Raw genomic sequence first — 1,032 nt, 5'->3', positions numbered from 1 at the left:
GGCGCTGTCCCAATTACATGTTGAAAGGCTAACCTTGAAGTAGGTCATCACCCTGAGGGCCTCCATCATGGATACCCAAGCCTTTCAACATCTACTGTCTCTCTTTCCACAGCTCACCATGCGCCAGCGTCGCCTCGCGCAACATGAACTCACTACCCCTCACCCAATCACCTCGCTGGCCGCTCAACTCCCCGCTTGTCGATGTTGCCCTCACTGTCAGGCCGAGGCTACGCAGTTGGCTCCCTGGGGTTGGAGTCGAGGGCTGCGTCGTTATCGCTGCAAGCAGTGTCTGCGCACCAGTTCCGTTCTCACCAAGACGCCTCTGGCTCGACTTCGCAAGGCACAATGCTGGGAAGACTACGCCCAGGCCCTCATCGACGGTCTGACCGTCCGACAGGCTGCCGTCCGCTGCGGAGTCTGTAAAAACACCGCCTTCTTGTGGCGTCACCGCTTCCTGAAAGCCATGGCGAGTCACCAGGCGGCACGGGAAGGGGGTATCGTCGAGGTTGATGAGACCTTCTTCTTGGAGTCGTTTAAAGGGCAACGTGGTTTGCCCCGCCCGGCCCGCCACCGTGGGGGCAAAGGCCGTACCCGAGGCACAGGGCCGGATTACATCCCGGTGATGGTGGTTCAGGACCGGGCTGGTCACCATGCGGATTTTCAGTTGGAGAAAATGAATGCCGAGACGGTGATAGCTGTTTTGACACCCCTTGTCTCGTCAGATGCGGTGTTGTGTAGCGACGGCGCCGGGGTGTATGCCAGTTTCAGCAAAGCGCAGGGAGTGACCCATCAGGTCGTGCGCAATCGCCAAGGCGAGCGTGTGGTTGGCGCGTACCATATCCAGCATGTAAACGGATATCACCGTCGGTTGAAAGAGTGGATGGAGCGGTTCCATGGGGTAGCGACCCACTATCTGAGAAATTATCTGGGTTGGCGAAGGATGTTGGAGCGCTACGGGCGGGAAGTGAATGTACCACGTTGCTTGCATGAGGCGCTGGGGCGCCCCATGCAACACGTAATTGGGACATAGCC

Annotated in this window: 1 protein-coding gene; it reads left to right on the top strand. The window is 58.6% G+C overall.

Going from position 1 to position 1,032, the window contains the following annotated elements; genetic code table 11:
* The first annotated feature begins 67 nt into the window (after positions 1 to 67).
* Positions 68 to 1,030: an IS1595 family transposase gene (locus tag PG892_RS22320; protein WP_039039924.1), complete on the top strand. Its 963-nt coding sequence runs from the start codon at positions 68 to 70 to the stop codon at positions 1,028 to 1,030.
* Positions 1,031 to 1,032: the final 2 nt, after the last annotated feature.

The sequence above is a fragment of the Aeromonas sp. QDB68 genome (genome assembly GCF_027707405.1).
Classification (GTDB): Bacteria; Pseudomonadota; Gammaproteobacteria; order Enterobacterales; family Aeromonadaceae; genus Aeromonas; species Aeromonas caviae.
The sequence above is the reverse complement of the archived record's forward strand: the minus strand, read 5'-3'. Positions and strand labels throughout refer to the sequence as shown.

Coding starts and splice junctions, on each gene's coding strand:
- PG892_RS22320 (WP_039039924.1), top strand. CDS start 68: ATGGATACCCAAGCCTTTCAACATCTACTGTCTCTCTTTCCACAGCTC.